The sequence below is a fragment of the Micromonospora sp. WMMC415 genome (genome assembly GCF_009707425.1).
Taxonomy (GTDB): domain Bacteria; phylum Actinomycetota; class Actinomycetes; order Mycobacteriales; family Micromonosporaceae; genus Micromonospora.
Map to the genome: position 1 here is coordinate 3,372,602 of NZ_CP046104.1, position 25,981 is coordinate 3,398,582.

Annotated in this window: 16 protein-coding genes; 13 read left to right on the forward strand and 3 right to left on the reverse strand. The window is 74.2% G+C overall.

Features of this window, described 5'->3' with window-relative positions:
- Window positions 1-5: 5 nt before the first annotated feature.
- Window positions 6-1,307, reverse strand: a complete 1,302-nt coding sequence (locus tag GKC29_RS15985) for a DUF1800 family protein (RefSeq protein WP_155331587.1) — start codon at window positions 1,305-1,307, stop codon at window positions 6-8.
- 551 nt (window positions 1,308-1,858) lie between these two features.
- Here GKC29_RS15985 and GKC29_RS15990 point away from each other — a divergent pair.
- The 11 genes from GKC29_RS15990 (at window position 1,859) to GKC29_RS16040 (ending at window position 14,970) form a co-directional block, all read left to right on the forward strand.
- Window positions 1,859-3,142, forward strand: a complete 1,284-nt coding sequence (locus tag GKC29_RS15990) for a cytochrome P450 (protein WP_155331588.1) — start codon at window positions 1,859-1,861, stop codon at window positions 3,140-3,142.
- Window positions 3,143-3,401: 259 nt separating this feature from the next.
- Window positions 3,402-3,866 (forward strand): helix-turn-helix transcriptional regulator, encoded by a 465-nt coding sequence (locus GKC29_RS29995; RefSeq protein ID WP_155331589.1) that lies wholly within the window; start codon window positions 3,402-3,404, stop codon window positions 3,864-3,866.
- A gap of 189 nt (window positions 3,867-4,055) precedes the next feature.
- Window positions 4,056-6,506, forward strand: a complete 2,451-nt coding sequence (locus tag GKC29_RS16000) for a nitrate- and nitrite sensing domain-containing protein (protein WP_155331590.1) — start codon at window positions 4,056-4,058, stop codon at window positions 6,504-6,506.
- A gap of 17 nt (window positions 6,507-6,523) precedes the next feature.
- Complete coding sequence (locus tag GKC29_RS16005; RefSeq protein ID WP_155331591.1) at window positions 6,524-6,919, forward strand: roadblock/LC7 domain-containing protein; 396 nt, start codon at window positions 6,524-6,526, stop codon at window positions 6,917-6,919.
- A gap of 49 nt (window positions 6,920-6,968) precedes the next feature.
- Window positions 6,969-8,162, forward strand: coding sequence for an ABC transporter substrate-binding protein (locus tag GKC29_RS16010; protein ID WP_155331592.1), 1,194 nt, complete (start codon window positions 6,969-6,971; stop codon window positions 8,160-8,162).
- Entirely contained in the window at window positions 8,159-9,046 is an 888-nt protein-coding gene (locus GKC29_RS16015) for a branched-chain amino acid ABC transporter permease (protein WP_155331593.1), read from the forward strand. Before GKC29_RS16010 ends, GKC29_RS16015 begins: the two co-directional genes overlap by 4 nt.
- A complete protein-coding gene (locus tag GKC29_RS16020) occupies window positions 9,043-10,056 on the forward strand; it encodes a branched-chain amino acid ABC transporter permease (protein WP_155331594.1) in 1,014 nt (337 codons plus the stop codon). Before GKC29_RS16015 ends, GKC29_RS16020 begins: the two co-directional genes overlap by 4 nt.
- Complete coding sequence (locus tag GKC29_RS16025; protein WP_155331595.1) at window positions 10,053-10,796, forward strand: ABC transporter ATP-binding protein; 744 nt, start codon at window positions 10,053-10,055, stop codon at window positions 10,794-10,796. The genes GKC29_RS16020 and GKC29_RS16025 overlap by 4 nt, the downstream gene beginning before the upstream one ends.
- Entirely contained in the window at window positions 10,796-11,620 is an 825-nt protein-coding gene (locus GKC29_RS16030; RefSeq protein WP_155331596.1) for an ABC transporter ATP-binding protein, read from the forward strand. Before GKC29_RS16025 ends, GKC29_RS16030 begins: the two co-directional genes overlap by 1 nt.
- On the forward strand, window positions 11,601-12,410 hold the full coding sequence (locus GKC29_RS16035) for a methyltransferase domain-containing protein (RefSeq protein WP_155331597.1): 810 nt from the start codon (window positions 11,601-11,603) through the stop codon (window positions 12,408-12,410). The genes GKC29_RS16030 and GKC29_RS16035 overlap by 20 nt, the downstream gene beginning before the upstream one ends.
- Window positions 12,411-13,356: 946 nt before the next feature.
- The gene (locus GKC29_RS16040; protein WP_155331598.1) at window positions 13,357-14,970 is read left to right on the forward strand and encodes a diguanylate cyclase; all 1,614 of its coding nucleotides are present in this window, start codon (window positions 13,357-13,359) and stop codon (window positions 14,968-14,970) included.
- Between the two features lie 14 nt (window positions 14,971-14,984).
- Here GKC29_RS16040 and GKC29_RS16045 read toward each other — a convergent pair whose 3' ends face one another.
- Window positions 14,985-16,655 (reverse strand): glycoside hydrolase domain-containing protein, encoded by a 1,671-nt coding sequence (locus GKC29_RS16045; protein ID WP_230688640.1) that lies wholly within the window; start codon window positions 16,653-16,655, stop codon window positions 14,985-14,987.
- A 216-nt stretch (window positions 16,656-16,871) separates the two neighbouring features.
- Between GKC29_RS16045 and GKC29_RS16050 the strand changes: the two genes are divergently transcribed.
- Window positions 16,872-18,569 (forward strand): ABC transporter ATP-binding protein, encoded by a 1,698-nt coding sequence (locus GKC29_RS16050; RefSeq protein ID WP_230688641.1) that lies wholly within the window; start codon window positions 16,872-16,874, stop codon window positions 18,567-18,569.
- The gene (locus tag GKC29_RS16055) at window positions 18,566-20,350 is read left to right on the forward strand and encodes an ABC transporter ATP-binding protein (RefSeq protein ID WP_155331600.1); all 1,785 of its coding nucleotides are present in this window, start codon (window positions 18,566-18,568) and stop codon (window positions 20,348-20,350) included. Before GKC29_RS16050 ends, GKC29_RS16055 begins: the two co-directional genes overlap by 4 nt.
- 31 nt (window positions 20,351-20,381) lie before the next feature.
- Here GKC29_RS16055 and GKC29_RS16060 read toward each other — a convergent pair whose 3' ends face one another.
- The gene (locus tag GKC29_RS16060; RefSeq protein WP_155331601.1) at window positions 20,382-25,847 is read right to left on the reverse strand and encodes a carboxyl transferase domain-containing protein; all 5,466 of its coding nucleotides are present in this window, start codon (window positions 25,845-25,847) and stop codon (window positions 20,382-20,384) included.
- Between the last annotated feature and the right edge of the window lie 134 nt (window positions 25,848-25,981).

Here is a 25,981-nt window from a genome sequence, read left to right on the forward strand (position 1 = left end):
CCGGCTCAGCTGACGGTGTATTCGGGACTGACCAGGCCGGCGGCCAGTAGCTGCCGTGGCTCACCGGCCAGCGGCGTCAGGGCGGCCCGGGTGCGGACGCTCCAGCTGTCCACGACGAGCAGCCGGGCGAGCGCGTCGAGCCGGCCGTCCGGCGGCGCGGCGGCGAGACGGTCCAGCGCGGCGGGGGCGGCGACGGCGGCCAGCAGGTTCGCCGAGCGGAGTCGAGCCTGCAACGACGAGGTGGTCAACCAGGCGCCGCCCGCCGGCCAACCGCCGACACTCGGCGGGCGCAGGGGTACCTGGTCCATCGCCTCCAAGCCGGCGAGCAGCTGCCGGCGTCGCTGCTCCGGCAGGGTGGAGGGGCGGACGCCGAGCTGACGTAGCGCCCCGACCAGCCACTCGACGGGCTGCTTGACGAGGGTGCCCGGGCTCTGCGCGAAGGCTGGCGCGGTGAACACCCGGCGCAGCGTACCGACGGTGTCCGGGCCGGCGAGGTCGGCCGGTGCGGGCACCTGCGGGCCGGCGTACCGGAACCACAGCCGGCTCGCGACGAACCGCGCGGCCTCCGGACGGCTGGCCAGCAGCCGGGCGTACGCCGTGGCGTCGAGGTCGCCGGTGACCCCGAGGATGGTCTTCGGCCCCGGGTCGTGCCGGCGCGGGGTGAACCGGGCCGCCCCGGTGCGGCGGTCCACCACCCAGCCGGTGAGCGCCCGGGCGCCCTCCCTCACATCCGTCTCGGTGTAGCCGCCGCCGATGCCGAGCGTGAAGAGCTCCATCAGCTCGCGGGCCAGGTTCTCGTTCGGCGCCTTCCGGGTGTTCCTGTGGCCGTCCAACCAGAGGATCAGGGCGGGATCGCGCACCATCGCGGTCACCAGCGCGTCCAGCGGACCGCGCCCGTGCCGGCGTAGCGTTTCCAGGTGCCGCAGCATCAGCGGCGCGGACCGGACCTTGCGTACGCTGGTCGCCCAGTGGCCGTGCCAGAAGAACAGCAACTTCTCGCCCGCCTGGTCGTCGGCAGCGACCATACGGTCCAGCCACCAGCCGGACAGCCGCAGCACCTGCTCGCGTCGCTCCCGGTTGGCCGCCTGCCGCTGCTCCCGGGTCGGCTTGTCGGCCAGTTCCGCGTACGGGTCCGGGCCCAGCGCAGGTAGCGGGGTCGCTGCCGTTCCCCGGTCGGCGCCGGGCGGGGCGAGCAGTGAGTCCAGAGTGGCCGCCACGCCGGCCCGCTCCGCCGCGTCCACCTCCCCGGCCGTCGGGCCGAAGGTGGCGCGACGCAGCAGATGTGCGACGGCTTCCCGCTCAGTCATGTGCAGCAACGCTAGTCCGCCGATGTTCGAGTCAGGTAAGGGCAAGGTTCGGGGGAGGTCGCTCCGGTCGCTGCCCCGCGTGCCGGCCCGACAGACGCCGTGGAGTATTGCCGGAGCTTGTTCCCGACAATGGCAGCGGCGGATGCGCGGCCGAGACAATGGACGCGCGCGTCCCCAGAATGCGATGCGGGCGTGGCCGCGCCGTCGTGGCCGCGAATGACCAGGAGAGGTCGCGGACAGGTCCGCCTCTCGGTGACACCCTGACCGTTGCGGGTGGAACCGACTGCGGTGTTCGGGCGCTGGCGCGCACCCCGGGTTGCTGGGTTGTCTGCGCTGCTCAAGAAGGGTTTCACCGCGCAAGCGGCGGGCCGCAATTTGCAGGTGGGCAAGGAATGCGCAATGCGACGGAGTCGCAATTCCCAATCGAAAACCATTGACAAGGACAATTCTTGACTTGATTCCGTCGTTCGCGCACCGTGAAGGTGTCCGGCGGCGATCAGGACCGTCCGGATGCTGCGTCGAATCCGGTGTTCGACAGTCAGGAGGCAATCATGCGGTTGAATCCGTTCGCCGGTGCGTATCTCGCCGATCCGGCGCAGGTCTGGCGGCAGCTCCTCGACGTGCCCGGCGGGGTGCGTCACGACGAGGAGCTGGGGCTGTGGTTGATCACCAGGCACGCGGACGTGCGCCGGGCGCTGAGCGACGCCGGGGCCTTCGGCAACGCGCTCACCCTCGCGCCGGTCTACGACGTCTGCCCGGAGGCGATGGACGTCGTCATGCGGATCGACGCGCCGCCCACGACGGCCGCCGCCGACCCGCCGGTGCACCCCCGGACCCGGCGGGCGCTGCGGGCGACCTTCGCCAACACCCCGGACCGGGTGGAGCGGCGGTACGGCGCGATCGTGCGGCGCCGGGTCGACGAACTGGTGTCCCGGCTCGTCGCCCGGGACGGCGGCCGGGCCGACCTCGTCCCGGACTTCACCACCGAGCTGCCCCTGCTGGTCCTGCTCGACATCCTCGGCGTGCCGGAGGGGGACATCGGGCGGGTCCGGGCCTGGGCGGACGGGCAGATCGCGCTGATCTGGGGGAGGCCGGACCCGGCCGAACAGGTTCGGCTGGCGCAGGGGCTGCTGGAGTTCTGGCGCTACTGCCAGCAGTTCGTCGGCCGCCGGCTCGACGGCGGCCGGTACGGCGACGACCACGTCGGCCGGTTGCTGGCGTACCGCGACGGTGACGACGAGGTGCTCACCGTGGCCGAGGTGTCGAGCATCGTGTTCAACCTCCTGGTGGCGGGGCACGAGACCACGGCCGGGCTGCTCGCCCACGCGCTGGACCAGGCGCTGTCCAGTCCGGGCCGGTGGCGGGCGCTGACCGAGGACCCGGGGCTGATTCCCGGGTTCCTCACCGAGACGTTGCGGTACGCGCCCGCCATCGACGGTTGGCTGCGGGTGACCACCCGACCGGTCCTCATGGGCGGTGTCACCATCCCGGCGGGGGCGCGCTGCCTGCTGCTGATCGGCGCGGCGAACCGGGACCCGGCGGTGTTCGCCCGGGCGGACCGGTTCGACCCCGCCCGGCCCGACGCCGGCGACCATCTCTCCTTCGGGCACGGGCCGCACTTCTGCATCGGCGCCGCACTCGCTCGACTGGAGGCCGGGATCGCGCTGGACCGGCTCGCCGCGGCCCTTCCCGGCCTGCGGCTGGCGACCGGCCACCGCCGTTCGTACCAGCCCAACCTCGCGTTCCGCGCGCACCGCGGCCTGCCGGTGGTCATCGACACGGCACGGCCGTCCGGCAGCCGGACGGCGTCCGGCGTCGAGCGGCCTGCGGCCTGACGCATGCTGCCGCACGGGGCGTCGACCGGGCGACCGGGCCGGATCGGGCGACCGCCGCCGGCCTGCGGGCACGCACCGTCCGCGCCGGATCCGCCGGGTCGTCCCGAGCAACCGTCCACCCCCGCCGGGCGAACACTCAGCGCAGTCACGTCTTCACACCCGTTGATCCGTGGGTTAAGAATTGTCCCCTGCGAACGCCCAGTCATCGCCCAACCTCGGTCTGACGCCGATGCCGAGCCGGCGTCGTGAAGGTGAGCACATGGACCGCACGCCACCGTCGAGCGCCGCACCCTCCGACGCCAGCCATCGGTTCCGCTCCGAACTGCGCGGCTGGCGGACCCGGCAGGGGCTGACCCAGCGGGCGCTGGCGGAGCGGGTCCGGTTCAGCCGGGAGACGGTCGCCGCGGTCGAGTCCGGCCGCCGGTACGGCAGTCAGGAGTTCGCCGTCCGCTGCGACGAGGTGCTCGGCACCGGGGGCCGGCTGGCGGCGTTGTGGCCGCAGGTCGCGGCCGAGCAGTTGGCCGCGGATGGTCGGCGCGGGCCCCGGGCCGGGGAGACACCGCGGGCGGACCCGGACGGTGCCGCGCCGGTCCACCTGCGGGACGCGCGCAACCCGGAGGCGGTCGTGGCGGCCGCCATCGACGAGTTGCGGGAGCTGATCGGCCAGGTGCTCGGCCAGCCGGAGACCGGCGGACCGCCGCGCCGGTCGGCCGACCAGCGCTGACCCTCGCCCGGGAGTACACCGGACCTGGGGAAGTGTCCCTTCAGCGCTGCCTGACTCTGGGTACAGATGCTGGTACGGGCTGTTTGTACCACCGTCAGGTCTGGTCTCCGAGCACAGGTTCCGGCGCAATGAGACGTGCAAACGGCAATCTGCACACAGACCTTCGTAGATGAAGTGCAGGAGTCACTCTTGGCGTCGAGCACGAGGTCCCACGCGGCCCGACCCTACCCGACGCGCCGCCGCGGCTGGAAGATAGCCGGCCGGCTGCGGCTGATCGTGGCGGCCCCGCTGGTCGCGGTGATGGGCTTCGCCGGGCTGGCACTGACCGAGAGCGCCCGCCAGACCACCCGCGCGAGCGATCTCGGGCTCCTGGCACAACTCGGCGCCGAGGCCGGCGACCTGGCCCACCGGTTGCAGCACGAGCGCATCGCCGCCGCCGACCTGCTGACCCGGGGCGCGCCCGAGCAGCAGGAGGCCTTCGCCGACGTCACCGCCGCGACCGACGACGCCGTCGCCCGCTACCAGCGGCAACGGGCGCGGATGCCCGCCGCGCCCGCCACCGACCAGGCCGTCCTGCTGCGGGTCGACGCGGCCCTGGCCAGCCTGCCGCCGTTGCGTGCGCAGGTGCGGACGGCGGAACACGCCTCGGTGTCGGCGATGACCTTCAGCTACCGGATCGCCATCGCCGACCTGTTCAGCCTGCGCGAGAGCGTCACCCTCGGGGTGGTCAACCCTTCGATCGCGGACGGCATCCGAGCCTCCGCGGCGCTGTCCAAGGCCGCCGAGGCGGTCGGCCAGCAGCAGGTCGCCGTCCTGCGGGCGGTCGCGGCCGATCAGCTGACCCCCGCCGTGCAGCAGGACATCACGGCCGCCCGGGCGGGCTTCACCGAGTCCAGCCTGTCCTTCCTCGCGCTCGCCCGGCCCGACTGGCGGGGCTGGTGGGCGCAGGCCGGCAGCGGCGAGGACGCCCTGCTGCTGCAACGGATGCAGGACGAGGTGTCCAGAACCCGGTCCGGGAGCCGGCTCCGGCTGGACCTCGGCACCTGGGTCGCCGCGACCCAGCAGTGGACCGTCCGCCTGGCCGAGCTGCGCCACCGGGTCGACGCGGCGGTGCTCGACGACATCCGGGCCGCGCACGCGGACCAACGCCGACGCACGGTCGTGGAGGCCGCCGCCGCACTGGTGGCCCTGCTGCTCACCGCGCTGGTCACCTGGGCGGTGGCGCGGCAGATCACCCGGCGGCTGCACCGGCTGCGGGACGCCGCGAACCAGGTCGCCTTCGAGCGGCTGCCGCAGGTCGTGGCCCGCCTCCAGCAGCCGGACAGCTCCTCGGTGGACCCGGACGACCTGGCCCGCCGGCAGGCCGCCGACGCCCTGGAACCGTCCAGCGACGACGAGATCGGCGAGGTGGGGGAGGCGTTCAGCGCGGTGCACCGGGCGGCCGTGCGTACCGCGGCCGAGCAGGCCGTCATGCGGGCCAACACCGCCGACATCTTCATCCACCTCAGCCGCCGGGAGCAGCGGCTGGTCGACGCGGTGCTCGCCCAGGTCGACAAGGTCGAGCAGGACGAGACCGACCCCGAGCGGCTGCACCAGCTGTACACGCTGGACAACCTGGCCACCCGCATGGGGCGGATCAACGCCAGCCTGCTGGTGCTCGGCGGGGTCGGCGTCGGGCGGGTGCGGCGGCACGACGTACCGCTGCAACACGTGCTCCAGGCCGCGCAGAGCCAGATCGAGCACTACGCCAGGATCCGCCTCGGCATGGTCGACGGCGACGTCGCGGTCGCGGCCGGGACCGTCGACGAGATCGTGCACCTGCTGGCCGAGCTGATGGACAACGCCACCGGGTACTCCCCGCCGGACACCGAGACGTGGGTGACCGGACGCAGCCTGGGCGACCGGGTGATCGTCCAGATCAGCGACGAGGGCGTGGGGCTGTCCCCGCAACGTCGCCAGCAGCTCAACGACCTGCTCGCCCGCCCGCCCGCCATCGACGTCGCCGCCGTGCGGGCGATGGGACTGGTTGTCGTGGGGCAACTCGCCGCGCGGCTGGGCGTGGCCGTCCAGCTCCGCCCCGGTCCCCGCCGCGGCACCATCGCCGAGGCGGCGCTCCCGGGAACGATGATCCGGCCGCTGCCGCCGGAGGAGTTCCTGCTCACGCCCGCTCGACCGTCCCGGCGCGCGGCGCGGGCCGCCGTCGCGCCGCCGGCCCACCGGCCAGGCCCACAGCCGCAGGCCGGGAGAGCGGTGAGCGACCGGGTGCTGCCAGCGGCGCCGGTCTTCCGGCCCGCGCCGATGCCGCCCGGGCGGGGCGACGCGCCGACCGAGGAGCTCCGCATCTTCCAGCAGACGAACCAGTGGTTCCAGGCCGACCGCCCCGACGGGGCCGACGGGACACCGTGGGCGAGCCCCGCCGACGACGCCTGGCGTACGGCCGCCCGTGCCCACCCGCCAGAGGTCACCGACACCACCTCCGCCGGCCTGCCCCGGCGGCAGCCGCAACGGCTGCTGGTGCCGGGCGGCGTCACGGTGCCCCAGCAGCGCTCCGAGTACCGCGACCCGACCCAGGTGGCCAGCGCGATGGCCGCGTACGCGCGGGGAGTCGCCGGCCGCCGGCCCAACCTGGTCAACAACTGATCCGACAGGGAGTGCACGTGACCGACCAACAGGATCTCGGCTGGCTGCTGGACGCCTTCGCCGAGCGCGCCACCGAGGTCAGCCATGCGATCGCCATCTCCAGCGACGGCCTCATGGTGGCCGCCACCCGCGGCCTTCCGCCGGACCGGGCCGACCAGCTGGCGGCGACCGGCAGTGGGCTGGTGAGCCTCCTGCGCGGCGCGGCGGCGTTCTTCGGCGCGGGCGCGGTGATCTCCAACGTCACCCAGCTGGAGGGCGGCTTCATGTTCTCCATGGCCTTCAACGACGGCGCCTCCCTGCTCGTGCTCGCCGACCCGCGGTGCGATGTCGGCAAGGTCTCCTACGAGATGACCGAGCTGGCGAACCGCATCGGCGACGCGCTGACCCCGGCGGCGCTCAGCCGCAGCCGCTGACACCCCGGCGCCCGCACGCCGGAACTCCACCCCTTCCCCAGGAGAGAAGATGTCACTGACCACCCCGCGGCGCCGCCGTGCCCGCACCGCGGCGCTGCTCGCCCTGATCCTGCTCGCCGCGTCCGGCTGTGCCGACGGCGAGCGCGGCGCGTCGTCAAGCGGACCGGTCAAGATCGGCCTGCTGGCCTCCCTGTCCGGCACGTACCAGGCGGTCGGCAAGGATATCCGCGACGGTTTCGAGCTCTACCTGTCCACGCACGACGGCAAGCTCGGCGGTCGCTCGGTGGAACTCGTGGTCGCCGACGAAGGCAACGGCGCGGCCACCGCGGTGCCCGCCGCGACGAAGCTGCTCAAACAGGACCGGGTGGTCGCGCTCACCGGCATCGTCGGTGGCGGTTCGGTGGCCGCGGTCTACCCGCTGCTCAACGAGACCCGGGTGCCGCTGGTCGGCTCGAACGGGCGTCCGGAGCTGAAGGACGTGTCCCGGATCTGGCACACCTCCTACCTCTCCGACGAGCCGGGGGAGGCGATCGCCCAGCACGTGCGCGACAACGTCGAGGGCAGCGTCTACGCGATCGGCCCGGACTACCAGGGCGGCTGGGACGAGCTGCGCGGCTTCACCGACACGTTCGTGAAGGCCGGTGGCACCCTGGCCAACCCCGACGGCAGGACCACCTTCACCCCGTTCCCGACGACCACCAACTTCACCCCGTACTTCGCGCGGATCAAGGCCTCGGGCGCGGACGCCGTCTACACCTTCTACGCCGGCAGCGCGGCCGTCGACTTCGTCAAGCAGTACGCCCAGTCGGAGATCAAGGACCTGCCCCTCTACGCCGCCGGCTTCCTGACCGAGGGCGGTGTCCTGCAGGCGCAGGGCGAGGCCGCCCGCGACATCTACTCGGTGCTCAACTACTCGCCCGACCTCGACAACGCGGAGAACCGGGCCTTCGTGGCGGCCTGGAAGGCCACGAAGGACGGCTCCCCGACGACGTACGCGATGGCCTCGTACGACGCCGCGGCGGTGCTGGACCGGGCCATCGCCGCCGCCGGGGACGATCCGACCCCGGAGAGCATCAACGCGGCCATCGGCCAGCTCGGCCAGATCGCCAGTCCGCGCGGCAGCTGGCAGTTCTCACCGAGCACCCACGCGCCCGTGCAGAAGTGGTATCTGCGCCAGGTGCGCCAGGACGGCCGGGCGCTGTCCAACACCGTCGTGGACGACCTCGCCACCGTCGGCGGGTGACCGCGGTGGCGCTCCGGTTCGACCCGTACGTCGTGCCGGCCCTGGACGGGGTGGCCTACGGACTGCTGCTGTTCGTCGCGGCGGCGGGGTTGGTGCTCAGCTTCGGCGTCGCCGGCATTCTGAACCTGGCGCACGGCACCCTCTACGCGATCGGCGGCTACACCGCCGCCGCGCTGCTGGACGGTGGCTGGCCGAGTCTGGTCCTGGCGCTGGCGGTCGGGGTCGTCGCCGCGACCGCGGCCGGCGCGCTGGTCGCCGTGCTGCTCACCCGGGTCGCCGCGGGTAACCACCTCACCCAGGCGCTGCTGACGTTCGGGGTGGCGCTGGCCGGCGGGAGCCTGCTCGTCGGGGCGTTCGGGCCGGACGATCCGCCGGTGCGCGTACCCGCCGCGCTGGACGGGACGGTGGTCGTCGCCGGCCACCGCTATGCGGCGTACCGGCTGGTCTTCATCGTCGTCGCCGCGCTGCTCGCCGGCCTGCTGCACCTCGCGGTGCGCCGTACCCGGGCCGGGATGCTGGTCCGCGCGGCCGTCGACGACGCGGAGATGGTGGCCGTCCTGGGGGTGAGCCCGGCCTGGATCCGGGTGGGCGTGCTCACCGTCGCCGGGGCCCTGGCCGGCGCGGCGGGCGTGCTGGGCGCGCCGATCATCGGACCCGGGCCGGACACCGCCGACGTGGTGCTGCTGCTGTCCCTGGTCATCGTCGTCCTCGGCGGGCTCGGGTCGATGACCGGCACCCTGCTCGCCGCCCTCGCCGTCGGGCAGGTCCAGACCCTGGGCGTCGCGCTCGCCCCGTCCGCCGCCCCGTTCCTGCTCTTCGCCGCCATGGCGGCGGTGCTCGCGGTGCGGGCGCGGCGCCTGGCCCCGGCCCGGAGGACGACGTGAGGGAGGAGGCCGTCGGCGCCCTGCGGCGCGGCGTCGCCGTGGTCGTCCTGGCCGCGCTGGTGCTGGCACCGTGGGCCGTCGACGACTACACCGCGGCGCTGCTCGCCCGTACCTTGGCGCTCGGCCTGGTCGGGGTCAGCGTCGCCCTGCTCACCGGCGTCGCCGGGCTGCCGACCCTGGGGCAGACCGCGCCCTACGCGGCGGGCGCCTACGCCAGCGCCGTCGTCGGCAGTCAGCTCTCCGACGTCGGCGTGGTGCACCTCGCCGTCGCGGCGGCGGCGGGCGCGGCGCTGGCCGCGATGACCGTCCCGCTGGTGGTGTCCGCGCGGGGGGTGGTGGTCCTGATGATCACCCTGGCGGTCGGCGAACTCGTGGTCAACGTCGCCGGGCGGTGGCGGTCGGTGACCGGCGGGACGGACGGGCTCGCCGGCGTCCCGGCCGTCCGTCCGTTGTGGGGGTTGCCGGTGCTGGCCACCGACCGGGCCCGCTACCTCTACACGCTGGCGATCGTCGTGGTGCTGGTCGGCGTGGTGCTGCTGGTCCTGCGTACCCGGGTCGGGCTGTTGCTGCGGGCCGGCCGGGACGACGAGGCGCGGCTGCGGGCCAGCGGGCACCGGGTACCGGTCCACGTCGCTGGCGTCCACGTCGCCGCGGGGGCGGTCGCGGGCGCCGCGGGCTCCGTGCTGGTGGTGGCCCAGCGGTACGTCTCGCCGGCCGACTTCGGTTTCGACACCTCCGCCCTGCTGCTGCTCGGCGTGGTGATCGGCGGTACGGCGTCGGTCGGCGGCGCCCTGGTCGGAGCCGTGATCGTCATCGCCGCCCGGGACTGGCTGTTCGGCGTGCTCCCCGGGCAGGCGCCCCTCGTGCTGGGACTGGCCTTCGTGGTCACCGTCCACCTGCTGCCCGGCAACGGTCACCGGCGGCCGGCGGTGCGCGGGCGGCTGTTCCCGGACCTCGTGGCCCGACGGCCCCGCCGGGACCGGCCCGCACCGACGGGAGCCCGGGCATGACACCGCTGCTGTCGGCCCGGGGTGTGACCGTGCGCTACGGCGCCCTGGCCGCGCTGGACGGCGTCGACCTGCGGATCGACCACGGCCAGCGGCACGCCCTGGTCGGGCCCAACGGGGCCGGTAAGACCACGCTGCTCGACGTGCTCGGCGGGTCGACCCCGGCGGGCGGGGGACGGGTGCTCCTCGCCGGCCGGGACGTCACCCGGCTCGGCCCGGCCGCCCGGTCGAGGCGGGGGATCGGCCGGATCCACCAGCGCCCCGCCGTCTGGTCGACGCTGACCGCGATCGAGAACGTCGTGGTCGCCGCGCTGCCCCACGCGGTGCGCGCCGACCGGTGGCGACCGGGCGGGCGGCGGCGGGCCGCCGAGCGCACCGCGACGACCCTGCTGGAGCGGGTGGGCCTGCCGGAGCTCGGCGGGATCCCCGCTGGCCGGCTCGCCCACGGCCAGCGCCGCCAGTTGGAGATCGCCATGGCGCTGGCCGGCCGGCCCCGACTGCTGCTGCTCGACGAACCGGCCGCGGGGCTGTCCGGCGTCGAGGTCGAGCGGCTGGTGGGGTTCCTGCGGGCGCTGCCCCGCGCCGTCGCGGTGCTGCTGGTGGAGCACCGGCTGGACCTGGTGTACGCGCTCTGCGACACGGTGACCGTGCTGCGGGACGGCCGGACGTTGGCCACCGGGACGCCGGCCGAGATCCGTGCCTCCGGTCCGGTGCGCCGGGCCTACGCGGAAGGGATGGCCTGATGCTGCGGATGGAGCAGCTCTGCGCCGGCTACGCCGGTGGGATCGTGCTGCACGAGGTGAGCCTCGACGTGGCGGCCGGCACCGTCCTGGCGGTGGTGGGCCGCAACGGCGCCGGCAAGAGCACCCTCGTGCACACCGTCGCCGGGTTGGTGCGGCCGTACGGCGGGCGGATCGAGATCGGCGGTGTGCAGGTGGCCGGCCGGCAGCCGCACCGGATCGCCCGGTCCGGGGTCGGTCTCGTCCCGCAGGGCCGGCGGGTCTTCTCCCGGCTGACCGTGGCCGAACACCTGGTCCTGGCCGCGGCGCCGTGGCGAGCCGCGACGCCCGGCGGCGAGGGGTGGACGGTCACCCGGATCCTGGAGCTGCTGCCACGGTTGGCGACCCGGCTGCGCCATCGTGGCGACCAGTTGTCCGGCGGCGAGCAGCAGATGCTGGCGATCGCCCGCGCCCTGCTCGGCCAGCCCCGGGTGCTGCTGCTCGACGAGCCGTGCGAGGGCCTCGCCCCCGACCTGGCGGCCCGGGTGCGGGACCTGGTCGGCGTCCTGGCCCGCACCGGGCTGACCGTGCTGCTGGTGGAGCAGCAGCTAGAGCACGCCATCGAGGTCGCGGACCGGATCGCGGTGCTCGAGTACGGCCGGGTGGTCTACGACCGGCCGGCGAGCGAGGCCCGGACCGACCCGGGCGCGCTGGCGGCGATGCTCAGCGTCGCCGCGGTCGCGGAGCCGCCGGCTCCCCGGCCGGTGCCCGGGCTCTGGGCAGATCCCGCGTACCCGACCCGACAACCGTGGACAGGAGTGAGTCATCATGCCGACCGGCATCCGTGACAGCGGGTACACCTTCGACAACGGCTCCCCGGAGGCGGTGCCCCAACTGCGGGCCCTGGAGTCGTTCCTGGATCCGGTGACGGCTCGTCGGATCGCCCCGCCGGTGCTCGCTCCGGGCGCCGTGTGCTGGGAGGTCGGCGCCGGCGGCGGCTCGGTGGCCCGCAGCATGGCCCGGGCGGTCGGTCCGGCGGGCCGGGTGCTGGCGACCGACATCGACACCACGCACCTCGCCCCGGCCGCCAATCTCGACGTACGCCGGCACGACGTGCGCAGCGACCCACCGCCCGGCGACGCGTTCGACCTGGTCCACGCCCGGCTGGTGCTGCTGCACCTGCCGGAGCGGCGGCGGGTGCTGGCCACCCTGGCCGGCGCGCTGGCCCCGGGCGGGTGGTTGGTGGTCGAGGAGTTCGACTGCACCGCGCCGCTGCGGGTGCTGACCGCGCCCAACGACGACGCGGCGAAGCTCTTCGCCCAGGTGACCGACGCCATGCTCGGCGTTCTGCAGACCCACGGCGCGGACCTGGCCTGGGCGCAGGACGTGCACGCCGAGCTGGTGGGCGCCGGCCTCGTCGACGTCGACACGGTGACCCACTCACGGAGCTGGCCCGGAGGCTCGACCGGGGCGTCGCTGTACGGGACGAACTCCCGCCAGCTGGAGCCCGAACTGCTCGACGCGGGCCTGTCGGCCGGCCAACTGGAGGCGTTCCGCAGGCTGCTGCGGGACCCGGCGTTCGCCGTGATGTCGTACCAGTTCGTGTCGACCCGGGGCCGGCGGCCGGCGGAGCGGTAGGCAGCCGCCGCCGACCGCCCCACCCCGGGGGCGCGCCCAGCCCGCCGATGCGTTCCCCGGGTCCGCCGGCGACAGCGGCGGTCAGGCCGCCGGCCGGCGGCGGCCGAGCGACAGCAGCAGGCCGACGGCGGTGAGGGTGGCACCGGCGACGGCGGCGTACCCCCACGACGGCGTTGTAGCCCTGGCTCACCGAATGGTCGACGAACTGCCGGAACTGCGCGTCGATGCGGGCCACCGCGTCGGCGTCCACCCACGGCGCCCGCGGCCGCAGCGCCTCCCGGACCACGTCGGTGTTCAGGTTGTAGTCGTCGCCGGCGGCGAAGGCGGCGGGGTCGGGCTCGCGGCCCACCGAGCCGGCGTCGGTCAGCCGCAGGCCGAGCCGGGGTGTGACCAGCCGATCGGCGTCGGCGGCGGGGAGCGCCTCGGTGCCGGAGCGGATCCGGTCGGCGAGCCGGTACAGTCCGGCCGCGGTGCCACCGACGTCGCTGCCCTCGACGGCCAACTCGGTCCCGCGGACGCTGAGCCGGTACGACTCCGGCGCCCTGGTCAGGGTGGCGAGCACGCCCGCTCGCAGCGTGGTCACGGCGGAGAGGTCCGGGGCTGGGGCGGTCCGGCTGCCGGTGGCCGGCCGGGAGGTGGCCGGCGCGCCGGCGGCGGGCCGCGGGGTGGTCGCGGCCGTGGCAGGTGACGTCGGCGCGGCCGTGTCGACGACCGGACGCGGCAGGCCGCGGGAGGCGAGCGCGTCGGCGACGGCGGGCAACGCGAGCCACGCTCGCATCGTAGTGGTGCCGGCGGCCCACGGACCTGATCGAATGTCCCGGTGACGGCCGCCGAGGCAGCGGCTCGCGGGCTGCTCGCCGGTGCGAGGGACGGCTGCGGCTCCTCGAATCGGATCGATTACCGTAACATCGGGCTGTTTCTTCCCTGGCGGTGCGGAGGCGACCGCATGGACGACATGACCCTCCGGGCGCTGTGCCTCCTCGAGGAGGCACAGGCCGGCGGCGCGGCGCAGGTGCTGGCGGCTGCCGAGTCGGCGCTCCGCGAAGCCACCGGAGAGATCTGCGACGGTCCGGCGGCGATGCACTTCGCCCGCGTCGTGGCGTTGACCCGGTTGGGGGACCTGCCGGCCGCCGTCGCCGCCGCCGACCTGATGCTGGCCGCCGCCGACCGCGAGCACAGCGTCGGGTGGCGTTCCTGCGCGCTGTCGCTGCGCGCCAACCGGCGGCTGCGCCTCGGCGACCAGGACATCGCCGAGTACGACATCGAGGCGGTGCTACGGGACCTCGTCAGCGCGGAGACCGCCCTGCTCGCCGGCGAACCGGACCCGGTGATCGCCGGCAACGCGCACACCGGGATCGCGATCGGGTACGCGCAGCTGCGCCTCTACGAGCTGGCCGAACCCCAGTTCCAGGCGGCCTACGAGGCGACCCGCCGGGTGTCGTACCCGGACAACGGCAACCGCGCGATGTGGCTGTGCAACCTGGCGGAGCTCAACCTGATGTGGGCACTGGAGCTGTACCAGGTCGGTCAGGTCGCCGAGGCCGAGCAGCACACCACCGCCGCCGAGCAGTACGCGGTGCGGGCGGCGGCGGAGGCCAGCGGGCCCAAGGCGGAGGTGTGGCGGCTCTCGGCGTTGCTGTACGCGGCGTGCGCCCGCGCCGACCGCCAGGACCCGGCCGGCGCGGCGGCCGACATTCCCCGGTACATGGCGCTGCTACGGACCCACGGCCTGCAGGAGCAGCAGCAGGAACTGCTGCTGTGCCGGCCCTTCCACGCCGTCGCGCTCAGCCGCTCGGGGCGCCCGGACGAGGCCCTGCGCGTCATCGAGACCGCCGTCGCCGCCCTGTCGCCCGACACCGACTGGCTGGTCACGGCGGCGCTGCACCGGACACACGCGGTGCTGCTCGCGGCCAACGGGTCGCGCGACGCCGCACCGGGGCTCACCTACGGAGACGCGCTCGCGGAGCTGCTGTGGCGCCAGCGGCACCGCTGGCTGCACACGGCGGTCACCATGCACTCGTACGACGTCCTGCGGTGGCAGCACGAGCAGGCCGAGCGGGCGGCGCAGACCGACCCACTGACCGGGGTGGCGAACCGCCGTGGTCTCGACAACTTCCTGCGGAACCTGCCCGCCGGCGCCGCAGCCGGCGACTGCGTCGCGGTGCTGACCGTGGACATCGACCGGTTCAAGCACATCAACGACTCGCTGGGGCACGCCACCGGCGACGACGTGCTGCGGGCCGTCGCGCAGGTGCTCACGGCCAGCGTCCGCAAGGGGGATTTCGTGGCCCGGCTGGGCGGGGACGAGTTCGTCGCCATCCTTCCGGGCGCCGACTCCGCGGCCGCCGCGCACGTCGCCCGGCGGACCGTCGACGCGGTAGCCGGCATGACGACCTGCCGGACACGGGTCAGCGTCGGGGTCGCCAGCGGTCCCGCGTACGTGGTCGCCGAGACCCTCGCACACGCCGACCGCGCGATGTACGCCGCGAAGCGCGCGGGCGGCAACCGGGCGAGTGCCGTGCCGGCGCAACGGGCGCGGGATGCCGCGGCAAACGGATGAACCGGTGGGCACCGTCAGACGCGGGTGATGCGGACGGCGTCGGCGATGACGTAGCCGGTGCCGCTGGTCCACCGGCTCACCCCCACCGTGTTGCGGTCGCCCGCGGAGAGGGTGAACACGCCGAGCGACACCCAGCGGCCGCCGTTGAGGCGCTGGTTCACCCGTACCGTCTGGCTGCCGTTCGCGGTGGCCACGACGTACGGGGTCGAGTCGTTGTAGCCCGGGTCGGCCGGGTACCAGACCGACACCTGGTAGGAGCCCGTCTCCGGTAGGGCCGCCCGGAACCAGGCGACGTCGCTGGTGGGGGTCGGGGTGGCGAACCGGTAGTCGGCGCCGTGCCGCTGGCCGGAGTACGTCGACGTGCCCCAGTTCGCGCTCGCCGTGAACCGCCCCGTGGTGGTGTTGTCGATCGTGCTGTCGAACCCGTCCGGCGGTGGCGGGGTGCCGGTCGAGACGTCGAGGTAGTCCCGGTCGATGTAGATCCGTACGCCGCCCCAGGTCTCGTAGCTGTCACCGGTGTACTGGTGGATGCGCTGCCGGGCGGCGTAGTGGGCGTCCGGGCAGTAGTCGCCGGCGTCGGTGTCGGCCACCCCGTTCCACCAGGCGAAGAAGAGGTGGTCGACGCGGGTGTAGCGGCTGTCGTGGTAGGCGTCGCACAGGTCCCGGACCCCGGAGGATCCGCTGGAGTACATGCCCGAGAGGTAGCCGAGCGCGTGGAGCCGGTCGGTCCAGCCGGACAGGTACGACAGCACGGCCGCCTTGCACGACTCACTCGACGGGTAGTGCTCGATGTCGTTGTAGATCACGCTCCCGGCGGGGATGCCCAGCGCCTGGGCCGCGCTCACCGCGGCGGTCGCCCGGGTCGCACCCTCGGACCGGGCCGTGGCCGGGTCGTACGACATCTTCGGCGTACGGGTGCCGCACGGCGCCTGGCGGTCGAGTTCGATGGGAATGAGGTGCCAGCCGTTGCCGGTCTGGTTGGTCACCCAGCTCGCGGTCAGGTTGGCCTGGGTGCAGGAGCGGCTGGAGCCGCTGATGTAGATGCCGATCGCCCGGTAGGGCGAGGCGTTCCGCCAGGCATCCATCGTGGACTGCGACGGGGCGGTGCACGTGTCGAAGCCCTTGCCGGTGTAGGTGCCCGGCTGCGGGCCGGACGCCGCCGACGGCGTCGCCGTGGCGGGTCCCGCGTCGGTGCGAACCGGGCCCGTCGGCGCCGGCCTGGCGTCCGGGCCCAGCCGGGCGGCGGCGAGGACCCGGCGGACCACCGGCTCGGTGTCCGGCGTGTGCAGGGCGGTGACGAGCACGCCCGCGTCGCGCACGGCGATCTGGATCGTTCCGTCGCGGGACACCGGGTTGCCCGCGGTCGCCGTTCCGCTGTTCGTGATCGCGGTGTCCGCGGTGAGCCGGTCCGCGGTGACCGAGTCGATGGGCTCGATGATCAGTCCTGCCGTTCGCCCGGCGAGCCGGGTGGGGCACCAGGGCTCGTCGCCCGGATGGCCGAGGTAGACGGTGGGCCGGTCGAACCGGACGCACGCGTGCGGGTCGGTGGACAGGTCGACGACCTGCCAACCGGCGGGCACCGTCAGGCGGTAGCCGCGGTAGCTGACGGCCCGTTCGTCCGACGGGGCCGCCGAGGTCGGTGTGGCCGAGGCGGCCAGACCGGCCACGGCCATGAGGCTGGCCATGATCCTTCGCATCCTCATCGACGCCCCCTCGGTAGGAAATTTCATACCCGATCAAACCCTTGGCAGATTCCTACCACCTGGGCGTCGTTCGCGCTAGAGACGGCTGTCGATGCATTCGCGAGCGGGGCATCCGCCGGCGACCGTGATCGGTAATCTGGGCGGGTGCCCCCACAGCTCCCTCACCCCGAGCCTGGCGTGCCGGACACGAGGGGGCCGATGTGGTACATCTGGTGGCTCGTCCGCTGCCAGCCGTGGCGGGTGCTGCGCGGAGGCCTGATCGGCACGGCCTGGATGCTCGGGTTGGCGGTCCGGCCGTACCTCGTCGCCCGCGCCATCGACGACGGGTTGCGCGCCTCCGACCACCGGGCACTGCTGTCGTGGGTGGCCGCGATCGTCGTGGCGGGAGTGGGCCTGGCGTACCTGGGCATCATGCGGCACCGCACGATGACGTTCGTCCGGGAGGACGCGTCGGCCCGCTCCGCCGCCGTCCTGCTGCGACACCTGTCCCGGATCGGCGCGGTGCTGCCACGCAGGCTCGCCGCCGGGGACGTGGCCACCGTCGGCGGCGCCGACATCACGCACACGTCGGCGGTGCTGACGATGACCGGGCCCGGCGTGGGCGCGGTCCTCGCGTACGCGTTCGTCGCCGTCCTGCTGTGGTCGGTGTCCCCGCTCCTCGCGCTGTTCGTGCTGCTCGGAGTGCCCGCGATGGTGGTGGTCGTGGGGCCGCTGCTGCGCCGCCTCGAACGGGTCGAGTCGGTCTACCGGCACCAGCAGGGCCTCCTCACCACCCGCGCCGGCGACATCGTCGCCGGGCTGCGCGTCCTCGCCGGCGTCGGTGGGCGCGGCTTGTTCGCCGGCCGGTACGCGGCCCGGTCCCGGCAACTGCTGGCCGAGGGGTACCGGGTCGGCGCCGTGAACAGCTGGATCGAGGCGCTGACGATCGTCATCCCGGGTCTCTTCCTGGCCGCCGTGGTCTGGCTGGCGGCGCGGATGGCCGCCGACGGCGACATCACGATCGGGCAGATGATCGCCGTCTACGGGTACGTGGCGGTCCTCATCGTGCCGGTCTGGTTCCTGCTGGAGGGCGGCTACCAGCTGATCCGCGGCCGGGTCGCCGCCCGGCGGATCGTCGCCCTGCTCAACCTGACTCCGGACGACGCCGCGCCGCCGTCGCGGGCGATCGGAACGACCGTCCCGCCCCCGCCGGACGGCCACGCCGACCTGCACGATCCCGCCACCGGGTTGACGGCACCCGCCGGGCGGCTGCTCGCCGTCGCCGCCGACGACCCGGCCGAGGCCGTGGCGCTGGCCGACCGCCTCGGGCGGTTCGTCGCCAGCGACGTGACCTGGGGCGGCGTACCGCTGGCCAGGATCGCGCTCGACGACGTGCGCGCCGGGATCCTCGTCGCCGACCACGACTCCTACGTCTTCGCCGGGACGCTGCGGGAGATACTGCGCACCCGGGCGGGCATCGGCGACGCCGACATCGGAGCTGCCCTGCGGACGGCGTCGGCCGAGGACGTGGTCGACGCCCTGCCGGACGGGCTCGCCACGCCGATCGGCACCCGTGCCCGCAGCCTCTCCGGCGGCCAGCGACAACGCGTACGCCTGGCCCGGGCCCTGCTCGCCGAACCGGACGTGCTGATCCTGGTCGACCCGACGTCGGCCGTGGACGCGCACACCGAGGCGCGCATCGCCCAGCGGCTCCGGGCGGCGCGGGCCGGGCGGACAACGATCGTGCTGGCCACGTCACCGCTGCTGCTCGGGTGCGCCGACACGGTCGCGTACCTGCGCGAGGGCCGGATCGTGGCCGCCGGCACCCACGTCGAGCTGCTCGACCGGGACCCGGGGTACCGGGCGCTGGTGTCCCGGGACAGCGCGTCCGCCGACGTCGACGGGGCAGTGCGGTGAGCGGCCTCCCCGTCGCGGACCGGGCCGTCGTCCGGCGGGCCGCGCTGGACCTCATCGCCCGCGACCGCCGCGCCGTCGCCGTCGTGCTGCTGCTGCACGGTGCCGCCGCGATCGCGGGGCTCGCCGCACCGTGGCTGCTGGGCACGATCGTGGACGAGGTCGCCGCGGGCGCCGGCGCCGCCGCCGTGGACCGCCTCGCGTTGGCGATCGGCATCTGCGTGCTGGCCCAGGGGCTGCTCACCCGGTACGCCCAGTACGCCGGCCACCGCTTCGGCGAACGTGCCGTGGCCCGGCTGCGTGAGGAGTTCGTCTCGCGGACGCTCGACCTGCCCGTCTCGCTCGTCGAGCGCGCCGGCACCGGCGACCTCGCCACCCGCAGCTCGGTCGACGTGACGACCGTCGGGACCACCGTCCGTGACGTGGTGCCGGTCATCGTCATCGCCTCGGCGCAACTGTCGCTCCTCTTCGGCGCGATCTTCCTGCTGCACCCGCTGCTCGGCCTGGTCGCCCTGGCCGGGCTGCCGTCGATCGTCGCGGTGACCCGCTGGTATCTGCGTCGCGCCAGGCCGGCGTACCTCGCCGAGGGGGCCGCGACCGCCGAGCTGACCGAGGCGCTGACCACGACCGCGGAGGGCGCCCGCACCGTCGAGGCGCTCCGTCTCGGCGGCGACCGCGTCGGGTACGGCACGCGGCGCATCGGCCGCGTGTGGGCAACCCGCCGGGCGACCCTGGCCCTGCGGTCCGTCTTCTTCCCGGTGGTGGAGGCGAGCTACCCGCTGCCGATCGCCGCGGTCCTGCTGGTCGGCGGCTTCTTCCTGCCCAGAGGCACGGTGACGCTCGGTGAGGTGGTCGCCGCCGCGCTCTATCTCCAGCAGGCGATCGACCCCCTGGACCGGCTGCTGCAGTGGATGGAGCAGGCGCAACGCGGCCTCGCCTCGTTCGCTCGCGTGCTCGGTGTCGGCCCGGAGAAGGCGCCGGGGAACCCGTCCCGCTCCGGCACGGTCGCTCCGGCCGCGGTCGGCGTACCGGAACCACGGGGCGCCGCGTCCGAGCCCGCCGGACAGCGGCTCGTGGTGCGCGGCGCGAGATTCTCGTACGCCGACGGCCATGACGTGCTGCACGGGATCGACCTCGACGTACGCCCTGGCGAACGGCTCGCCGTCGTCGGCCCCTCAGGCGCCGGGAAGTCCACCCTCGCCCGGTTGCTCGCCGGCATCGACGCGCCGCGCGAGGGTGTGGTGCGACTGGGCGACCGCCCGGTCACCGACCTGGACCCGGCCGAGCGGCGCCGCCGGATCGCCCTCGTCACGCAGGAGCACCACGTCTTCATCGGCTCGCTGCGCGACAACCTCGCCTTCGCCGCGCCGGACGCGGCCGACGGGCAGATGCGCTCCGCGCTGGTGGCCGTCGGCGCCGACTGGTACGCCGACCTGCCCGACGGCCTCGACACGCACGTCGGCGACGGTGGCCGCGAACTCGGTGCCGCCGAGGCGCAACAGCTCGCGCTGGCCAGGCTCGTCCTCGCCGACCCGGACATCCTGGTCCTCGACGAGGCGACCGCCGCGCTCGATCCGACAACCGCCCGGCGTACCGAGCGGGCGCTCGCCACCGTCGTGACCGGCCGTACCGTCATCGCCGTCGCGCACCGCCTCAACACCGCGCACGACGCCGACCGGGTGGCGGTGCTGGAGGACGGCCGGATCACCGAACTCGGCAGCCACGACGAGCTCATCCGTGCCGGTGGCGCCTACGCCGCGCTGTGGCGCTCCTGGCACGGATGAGCAGACACCGGCACGGATGAGCAGACACCGGTCACCGCAGAGGTGACTCGATGGCCTCGATGATGCGGGGCCGGAGTTCGGCGGCGCGGACGACGGCGTCGACGGAGCCGACCTCGACAGCGCGCTGGATGTCGTGCACCCGGTCGAACTCCGTGGCCACCTCGCCGAGCTTCTCCGCGCGGACCGACGAGCGGAGTTCGTCGAGTTCCGCGGTCAGCGCGGCGCGGTCGGCGCCGGAGGCGGCCGCGGCGCGGGCCTCCAGGTCCCGCACGCGCGGATCGGTCGCCGTGCGGGCGTCGACGTCGCGGGAGAACACCACCGCGGCGGCGGGAGCGCCGCCGAGCACCGAGGCGAACGAGCCTTCCAGCGCCAACACCGTCATGTTGGGGTTCAGCGCCTTCGAGAACACCACGAACGCGCCGCCGTGGTAGCGCGAGATCACGCAGAACACGATGGGCCCGCGGAAGTTCACGATGGCGCGGCCGATCTCGGCGCCGTACTCCAGTTGCAGCTTCCGCATCGATTCGGGTGACCCGTCGAAGCCGGACAGGTTCGCCAGCACCACCAGCGGCCGGTTGCCGCTGGCCGCGTTGATCGCCCGCGCGGCCTTCTTCGACGACCTCGGGAACAGCGTGCCCGCGGTGTAGGTGTCGGGGCCGTCGGTGGGCGGGAAGCCGCGCCGCGGCACCGACCGGGACTCGATGCCCAGCAGGCACACCGGGATGCCGCCGAGGTGCGCGTCCTGCACCACCGCGGTCTCCGCGTCGGCCATGCCGGCCCAGCGTTCCAGCACCGGGTGGTCCTGGTCGGAGAGTGCCCGCATCACGGTCCGGATGTCGAACGGCTTCTTCCGGTCCGGATTGGCCGCGGTGGAGAAGATCTCGCCGACGGTCGTGAAGTCGCTGCCGGCCACGTCGTGCGGAAAGTCGGAGATGTCGCGGTCGACGGGGTCGACGGTGGTCGCTCGCCGCGGCGCGTCCTCGCCGGGCGCGACGTACGTGTGGTCGTAGTGCGCCATCAGCACGTCCCGCGCGGCGGGCAGGTCCGGTGCCCAGTACTGCGCCTGGCCGTTCGGCCCCATCACCCGGTCGTAGCCGCCGATGCCGAAGTTGTCCTCGGCGGACACGCCGCCGGAGAAGTCGAGCGACTGCTTGCCGGTGAGCACCATCGCCGAGTCCGGGGTCATCACCAGGACACCCTTGGTGTGCATGAGCATCGTCGCCTCGGCGTTCCAGTACGGCTGCGCGCCGACGTTGATGCCCGCGACCACGATGTTGATCTCGCCACCGTCCTGGGTGAACTCGACGATCCGCTTCAGCGCCGCCGCCACCCAGTCCATGTTCTCCGTGCCGGACGTCATGGAGATCCGGGCGCCGGCGGACAGCGCGTACCACTCCAGCGGCACCCGCATCCGCTCCGCCAGGTCCAGTGCGGCGATCACCCGGCGGCACTCCGGCTCCGACAACGCGCCGAGCGACTTCGTCGGGTCACCGAGCAGGACGACCCGGGTGACCCCCTGCGGGTGCCGCCGCGTCGGCGTGGTGGCCACGCCGGCGACGATCGCCGCGCTGTTGCGCCCCTTGGGCCGGTCGACCGGCACCAGCGCGTGGTCGTCGTCGAGGTCGTGCTCGACGAAGTCGCCGAGCAGGCGGGTCAGCTCGTACGGGTACACCGTGTTGCGGGCGCTCGCCCGCAGCACCTTCAGCCGGTAGTCGTCGAGGGGCTCGACCGGCTCGACCGGCGGCTCGCCGATGGCCAGCTCGACGCCGCCGGTGACGTCGAAGGAGATCCGTACGCCGATCTTGGTCAGCTCGCCGGTCTTCGGGTCGCGCTGCCGCGCGATGAACAGGATCTCCTCCAGCCCGGCGCCCGCGGTCGTCGGGCGCACCCGCCCGGCGATCATCTCCATCTCCTCGCGGGTGAGCTCGCTCGGCGGCCAGACGTAGATCACGACCCGGTTGGTGTTGAAGCGGGTCTTCGACGGTCGCCGCGACCGGGCGCGGCGGATCGAGTCGAGGCACGCCGCGACGGCGTCCTCGGTCGTCGGCAGCGCGACCAGTCGCCCGTCGTGCTCGCGCAGTTCAGTCAGGTCGCGCACCTGCGCGAACGCGACGAGGCGTTCGTCGGACGGGTTCTCCCGCGCCACGCACTGGAAGAGGTAGACCTCCTCGTCCGACGACGGCAGCCGGGTGAGGTCGAACTTGTGCAGCCGCTCCAGCTGCATCCGCTGCGCGATGTACGGGTGCAGGCCGCGGATCAGCCGTTCCTCGCTCATCCCCGCGCCGGTGGGGCGGAACGTGAAGTGGTGGTGCATCACCGCTCCACCTCGGCCCGCGACGGTGGTGGTGACCCGGCGTACCTGGCGCGGCAGCGGGTGCGCGGCGATGACCTCGAGCAGCGCGGCCGCCATCGCGTCGAAGTCCTCCGGCTGGTTCTCCCAGGCGAGGTAGATGTCGGCGTCGATGGAATCCTCGCCGCCGGCCAGTTCGGCGAGCCCGCGCAGCGCGCCGGCGAGCGCGTCGAAACCCACCGCGGCGGAGACCACGGTCGAGTCGGTACGCTCGGCGACCACGAACGTGCAGCCGGCGGTCGTGCGGGCGCGGACGCTGGTGAGCGCCTTGTTGCCGTAGTAGCGCCGGGTCAGCACCTCCAGCATGACCGTGTTGTCGAGGTGGTCGCGGATCAGCCGCTGGCCGAGCAGCCGCACCAACGGCTCGGTGCTGCGGACCATCTCCGCGATGCGCTCGGCGCGGTCCGGGGCGTCCGGGTCTGCGTCCAGGTGACGCAGGTGCCCGCGGACCTGGGCGTAGACGCGGGCGCGGTTGCGGCGCAGCAGCGGCTGGGCGAACCAGGCGAACACCACGCCGCGGGCGAGGTCGGCGACCACGGGGAAGCGGACCTGCGTCGCGGCGACCAGCCGCTCCAACGCGAGGCCGGCGGGCTCACGCAGCGTCTCGTCCGGCGGCGGCTCCCGCAGCCACGCGCGCAGCAGCGTCGCGATGACCGTGGCGTCGGCGGACGCGCGTTGCTGGGCGAGGAAGATCCGGAACACGGCGGCTTCCAGCTCGGGGCAGCGCTCGAGGTCGGTGACCTCGTAGTGCCCGAGCGCCTTGGCGAGCCTGGCCTGGAACGCGCTCGGCAACCCGGCCCGCTCGACGTCGAGGCTCTGCAGGTAGGTGTGGAAGTACTCGCGGGCGCTGTGGACCTGGCTCCCGACACCGCCGTCCTCGCCCGTGGGCCGGTTGCGGCTCAGCTCGGCGAGGTCGGCGAAGACGTCGACCAGGTCGAGCTCCTCGGCCAGCGGCCGGTGGCCGTCCTCGGCGGCCGCCCGCCGGGCGGCGAGGTAGTCGTCGAGCACCCGACGGTCGTCGTGCGGGTCGACGTCGAAGCCGAGCAGCAGGCCGCGCAGATCCTCCTGGCCGCGCCGGGCGCGCATGCGCGCCGGTACGTCCTCGGGCGCGGCGGGCAGGTCCAGCTCGACCGACCCGGCGGGCCCGGCGGCCACGGCCTCGGCGCCCTCGTCGGCGAGCGGCTCCAGCCGCAGCAGCGGCGCGCCGGCCTCCACCTGGCTGCCCACGGAGACGGCGCACTCCTTCAGCCGCGCCCGGAACGGCGCCCGCAGCACCGTCTCCATCTTCATCGCTTCCAGCACCAGCACCGGCGCGCCCGCCTCGACCTCGGCGCCGATTGCCAGTGGCGTGGCGACGACCAGGGCCGGCATGGGAGAGCGGACGACGCCGCCCTCGTCGCGGCCGACCCGGTGCGTCACGCCGTTCACCTCGACCAGGTGGATCGGCCCGTGCGTCCCGGTGAGCAGGCGGTACGTGACGCCGTTGACGGCGATCTGCCCGGTGTGCCGGTCGAAGCGGTCGAGCGTGACGTCGGCGGTGCGGACGTCGCCGCCCGCCTCGAGGCCGACGCGGAACCGGTGCGCGCCGACGCGTGCCACGCGCAGGCGGTACCCGACGCCACGCAGCTTGAGGTCCAGCGGCCGGCCGCTCTGGTGCTGCACCTGCGGGCGACCGCCGGACGCCGTCGACAGCAGCCGCTGCCGCTCGACGCGTTCCTCCTCCTCGTACGCCTCGACGGCGGCGGCCGCCAGTGCGACGGCGGAGTGCCGGTGGGTGGCGAGCCCGCCCTGCCCGCGGACGCGGTCGATCCAGCCGGTGTCCGCGCTGGCGTCGATCACCTCGGGCTGGTCGAGCAGGTCGAGCACGAAGCTCTTGTTCGTCGCGCCACCCTCGATGATCACGGTGGTGTTCTGCATCGCCCGGCGCAGCCTGCCGAGCGCCTCGTCGCGGTCGCGACCGTAGGCGATGATCTTCGCGATCATCGAGTCGAAGTCGGCGGGGATGGTGTCACCCTCGCTGACACCCGTGTCCACGCGGATGCCCGGCCCGGCGGGCAGGTCCAGCCGCGCGATACGGCCGGGGGAGGGCGCGAAGTCGCGGTCGGGGTCCTCGGCGTTGAGCCGGGCCTCGATGGCGTGCCCGCGCTCCACCGGCGGCTCGCCGTCGAGCCGGCCGCCCGCGGCGACGTGCAGCTGCGCCTTGACCAGGTCGAACCCGGTGGTCAGCTCGGTGATCGGGTGCTCGACCTGGAGGCGGGTGTTGACCTCGAGGAACGCGAACAGCCGGTCACTGGGGTGGTAGAGGAACTCGACGGTCGCGGCGCCCCGGTATCCGACCGCGACGGCGAGCCGCTCGGCCGACGCCTTGAGCTCGGCCGCCTGCGCCGGGCTGAGCACCGGCGACGCCGACTCCTCGATGACCTTCTGGTTGCGCCGCTGCACCGAGCAGTCCCGGACCCCGAGCGCCCAGGCGGTGCCCTGGCCGTCGGCGATCACCTGGACCTCGACGTGCCGGGCGCCGGTGACCAGGCGTTCCAGGAACACGACGCCGCTGCCGAACGCCCGCGCCGCCTCCTGGCTGGTGCGCTCGTACGCGTCGGCGAGCTCGGCCTCGTTGGTGATCACGCGGATGCCGCGCCCGCCGCCGCCCGCGGTCGCCTTCAGCATCAGCGGGTAGCCGATCTCGGCCGCCGCGGCGCGGGCGGCGTCCAGGGTCTCGACCGCTCCCCGGCTCCACGGCGCGACCGGTACGCCGACCTCCTCGGCGATCAGCTTCGCGCCGATCTTGTCGCCGAGCTTGCGCATGGCCTCCGGGCTCGGCCCGACGAAGGTCACCCCGACCTTCTCGCACAGCTCCGCGAACGCCGGGTCCTCGGCGACGAAGCCCCAACCGACCCACGCGGCGTCGGCGCCGGTCTCGACCAAGGCGCGCTCCAGCGTCTTCAGGTCCAGGTACGGGCGCGCGGACGCGGGACCGAGGTCGTAGGCGATGTCCGCCTCCCGCACGAAGGTGGCGGTACGGTCGACGTCGGTGTGGAGGGCGACGGTCTCGATCCGGGACCCGGTCTCCGCGGCCAGCTCCCGGACCGCGTGGATGAGCCGCATCGCGGCCTCACCACGGTTGACGATGGCGACACGGCTGAACACCCGTCCGACCCCTCCGGTAGACCCACAGGTACGCGCCGCGACCCCCCGGGCCTCCGGCAGTGATCACCCTTCCGCCTGCCGGCCGGCAGCGCCATGTCGTAACCGCCGAACCCTTCGCGGTGCCGTTTGTAGGA